6 protein-coding genes are annotated in these 4,133 nt (G+C 41.3%); 5 read left to right on the forward strand and 1 reads right to left on the reverse strand.

Annotated features, from left to right (window positions below; genetic code table 11):
* The 4 genes from F6K57_RS38270 to F6K57_RS38285 form a co-directional block, all read left to right on the forward strand.
* A partial coding sequence (locus F6K57_RS38270; RefSeq protein WP_293073717.1) for a hypothetical protein occupies window positions 1-341 on the forward strand: 341 nt, incomplete at its 5' end.
* Window positions 342-502: 161 nt separating this feature from the next.
* The gene (locus F6K57_RS38275) at window positions 503-1,369 is read left to right on the forward strand and encodes a glycosyltransferase family A protein (protein WP_293073720.1); all 867 of its coding nucleotides are present in this window, start codon (window positions 503-505) and stop codon (window positions 1,367-1,369) included.
* Between the two features lie 94 nt (window positions 1,370-1,463).
* On the forward strand, window positions 1,464-2,246 hold the full coding sequence (locus tag F6K57_RS38280) for a sulfotransferase domain-containing protein (protein ID WP_293073732.1): 783 nt from the start codon (window positions 1,464-1,466) through the stop codon (window positions 2,244-2,246).
* Between the two features lie 219 nt (window positions 2,247-2,465).
* Window positions 2,466-3,686 (forward strand): glycosyltransferase family 4 protein, encoded by a 1,221-nt coding sequence (locus F6K57_RS38285; RefSeq protein WP_293073723.1) that lies wholly within the window; start codon window positions 2,466-2,468, stop codon window positions 3,684-3,686.
* Here the strand turns inward: F6K57_RS38285 and F6K57_RS38290 are convergent.
* Window positions 3,641-3,835 carry a hypothetical protein gene (locus F6K57_RS38290; protein ID WP_293073726.1) on the reverse strand — a complete coding sequence of 65 codons (195 nt, stop codon included), beginning with the start codon at window positions 3,833-3,835 and terminating at the stop codon, window positions 3,641-3,643. The two genes, F6K57_RS38285 and F6K57_RS38290, sit on opposite strands and share 46 nt — an antisense overlap.
* A gap of 39 nt (window positions 3,836-3,874) precedes the next feature.
* Here F6K57_RS38290 and F6K57_RS38295 point away from each other — a divergent pair.
* The coding region (locus F6K57_RS38295; RefSeq protein ID WP_293073729.1) for a hypothetical protein at window positions 3,875-4,133 on the forward strand (259 nt) is incomplete at its 3' end.

Below are 4,133 nucleotides of genomic sequence, written 5' to 3' on the forward strand. Positions count from 1 at the left end.
TCCGCAAGCAACTAGTGTGGTCTACTGACTGGGCTTGGCCGCGACACCCTGGTTTGGTTCATACTGAACGTATTGTTTTTAAACATTACCCTTACCGTTCCCCCCTTCAAATTCAGATGCGGCTAGATATTAGACGAGATAATCGAGCAAAAGGCTTTCAGGGGTGGGATCATGCCAAAGAATTAGATTGGAAAGCAAAAATAGTAAATCGGGAAGAATGTCACTATGATGACGGATACAGTTCACTCAAAATAGATGAGGCAAAACTACCACAGCATTTGGAGAAACCTTGGATACGTCTAATAAAACGAATCCTACATGAAACGAAAATTTGGTCTTAATTACTAAGTACTTAGTAATTTTTTTATATTGTGGTAACTAAAGATTTACCAGCCAATGTTGTTGCAGTGGGAGTTCCTGCAAAAGTAATTAAACAGCGAAACAAACCTTGCCAGGAGTTCTCCTTAGCTGAATAAGCAACCTTTTCTAAACGTTAATAATTATGGGTCAAGATTTATCAAAATTGGTATCAGTTGGAATTGCCACAAAAAATCGCTGGCAAGACTTGGAAATAACCTTAGAAAAACTTGATAAAAATAGCTTTGAATCAATACCAATTATTATTTTTGATGATGCTTCTGATCTTCCCTGTCCGTTTGATATTGAGCAATTGAAACTCAACATCAAATTTAAGCGGTTTATTAACTCTCATGGATTAATTGTTCGCCGTAATCAATTAGCGCAGACAATCCAGACCAAATACTACCTAAGCCTTGATGATGATTCTTACCCTGTATCTGGTTCTTTACAAGCTGCTGTTGAATTTGCAGAATCTCGTCAAGATTTACTATGTGTAAGTTTTCCAATTTACAACCCAGTTCTAGGACATTATCAAAGTAGTTCAATTAAGCAAATACCGTATCAAGTCAAATCCTTTATTGGCTGCGGTCATTTACTCCATATAGAAAATTTTTTGAAGCTCGGGGGATATCGTGAAGAATTAATCCATCAAGGTGAGGAAATGGAAATAGCTGCTAGAGCTTTTCAAGAAGGACTGCATTGCTACCATTTTCCTAGCTTTGAAATTCATCATACTGCCTCGAATCAAGGGCGAAACTGGCATCGAATGGATTTCTACGGTGCAAGGAATAACGTTCTATGGAATGATTGGTTTGTACCTAATGAGTTGAAGTTAATTAAGCAAAGCCGTACTTTAATATCTAGAATTATTCATTCCATCAAAGTTGGTCGCATGGGACAAATACAAGGTGAATTAGCTGGACTAATGGAATTACAACGGTATAAATATTATAGAATAACAATGTCTGTAGAAATGTTTAATAACTGGCAAGTTTTACCCTTTAGCTAATGCAATATAACATAAACAAACACTTTACTAAAAATTTGATTTTAAGCAAGCGAATTGTATGAATTAATTTAGTGGTATAGGTAAACCAATTATTATCGCCAGCCACGCGCGCTCAGGAACACATCTAACCATTGATTTGTTTCGCAAACAGTTTAAGGAATGCCAGTCTTGGAAGAAACGAGGTGAACCCCTCGACCGACTATACTTTGCTCTAGAATCTTTCGCAAGTTGGGGAGGTAAGCCACTTAGAGAAGAGATAGCCTTACAAATTCTCAATAGACCAGAAAGACCTATTATTAAGACTCATGCGAGTCCTAGTTTTGCTTATTTAGGTAAAGATAAGCCTTTGTGGGTGGAGTGGTTAAAGCAACAAGGAGATATTTACTACATCATTAGAGATGGACGTGATGTTATCTGTTCCCTACACTTATTCATGCAGTCTTACAATCCTGCTACACGCTGTCCAATTAATGAATTCATGCGCCAAGAAGTTAGAGGTAATAGCCGTGTTAAACAGTGGGCAAAGCATGTGGAAATTTGGCTAAATCAATCCAATGCTAGAATTTTGAGATTTGAAGATATTGTTCACACTCCCGACCAGATATTATCTAAGATTAGCGCTGATTTAAACCTGACACCACTTTATGTGGAGCCTCTTTTACCACAGCGTCTCAAAGGTCTTTGGCATAGTCGATGGATGCGAGTTGCTAGCCGAAATTCAGAAAGCACAGCAATTCTTGGTTGTTATCGTAACCAAAAAGTAGAGAAATGGCGAGAAGTTTTTACAGAAAGCGATCGGGCATTTTTCCATCAAGAAGCAGGAGATTTATTAATTAAACTAGGCTACGAAGATTCTGAAGACTGGATCTCGTCATAATATAGCGGTTTTCAATTGGGTGAGGTACAGATTCCTGGGTTTTAGGAAACAGGGAACAGGGAACAGGGAACAGGGAACAGGGAACAGGGAACAGGGAAAAAATCCTGTGTACCTCAGGTGCGACCCGTGGCGAATTTAATTCTTAATGCGGAAAGCGCACCTAATAGTTATCAAAAACGCTGTAATTTGCAATTATAAATTTTTTTTATCTGAATAATTGTGTTTAAACAACCTCATCAGTGGATCTGCTGTCAAATTGGAGCAAGAGAACATTATGCAATCCCCAGATCCCTACATCAACAGGGTAACCTATCTCACCTCATCACAGACGCCTGGATTACTCCCCACTCCCCCCTCAACTATCTACCCAAAAACCTGCTCACCAGTTTACGCGATCGCTTCCACCCAGATCTTGCTCAAGCATCCACTCACGCCTTTACCAATTCCTTAATTCAACTAGAAATCCAGCAACGTCTGCAAAAAGTGCGTGGCTGGGAGCAAATCATTGCCCGTAATCACTGGTTTCAAGAAAAAGCTGTCAACTATCTGGCAAAAATTGCTCCAAAATTTAATAAACCTCCCATCCTCTTTACTTACAGCTACGCAGCCTTAGATCTATTACAATTTGCCAAAGCTCAAGGGTGGCGCACTGTCCTCGGACAAATAGATCCAGGAATTGTCGAAGAAAAAATTGTTGCCCAAGCCCACCGCCAATATCCCCATTATCAATCAACCTGGCAACCAGCACCCCCAGACTATTGGACTAACTGGCAAAAAGAATGTCATTTGGCAGACCGGATTTTAGTTAACTCCACCTGGTCTAGCCAAGCCCTACAACAAGTTGGGGTACCCTCAGAGAAAATTGCCGTAATTCCCTTAGCTTACCAAGCACCTACCCAATCTCAAGGGTTTGTGCGCACCTATCCAGAACACTTTTCCCCTCAGCGTCCCCTCAGAGTGCTATTCCTCGGACAAGTTATCCTACGTAAAGGTATCTTTCCCCTGCTGGAAGCAGCTAGATTATTACAAAACGAACCCATTGAATTTCAGATTGTAGGATCCGTAGGGATTACCCTCACCCCAGCCCAACAAAACTTGCCAAATGTGCGCTGGATTGGTTCCGTTCCTCGCAGTGCCACCAGCCAGTATTATCAACAAGCAGATGTATTTCTCTTCCCTACCCTTTCCGATGGCTTTGGTTTAACTCAACTAGAAGCTCAAGCTTGGAAATTACCCCTGATAGTGTCCCGATATTGTGGAGAAGTGGTGAAAGATCAAGAGAATGGTTTGATCTTACCAGAGGTTTCAGGAGAAGCGATTTCTCAAACCTTGCAATGGTGTCTTAATCACCCTCAACAATTGCAGTATTTTGCTCAAAACTCCACAAATCTCTCTCAATTTAGTTTGTCCCAACTCCAACAAAATCTGCAACATATATAGCAATTATCAAACTCATGAGGTACAATTTTATGGGTTTTAGGGAACAGGGAACAGGGAACAGGGAACAGGGAACAGGGAGCAGGGAGCAGGGAGCAGGGAGCAGTATGAAAGAGCTTGGAGGATTTTTTGGTGTTATGAGAAATCAGCAAGATTGTTCATAACCTATTTATATAGCGTTTATCATAGCTATGAGGTACACATTCTTTTTTCCCTCTTGCCTATTGCCTATTGCCTCTTGCCTATTGCCTATTGCCTATTGCCTATTGCCTATTGCCTTCCCCTCCTGGGAGGGGTTAGGGGTGGGTTCCTCTTGCCTCTTGCCTACTCCCTACTCCCTACTCCCTACTCCCTACTCCCTACTCCCTACTCCCTACTCCCTACTCCCTACTCCCTACTCCCTACTCCCTACTCCCTACTCCCTACTCCCTACTCCCTACTCCCTACTCC

The sequence above is a fragment of the Moorena sp. SIO4A5 genome, from assembly GCF_010672005.1.
Taxonomy (GTDB): Bacteria; Cyanobacteriota; Cyanobacteriia; order Cyanobacteriales; family Coleofasciculaceae; genus Moorena.

What these genes read in the sequence shown, in the direction of transcription:
- F6K57_RS38275 (WP_293073720.1), top strand. Translation starts at nt 503, where the DNA reads ATGGGTCAAGATTTATCAAAATTGGTATCAGTTGGAATTGCCACAAAA.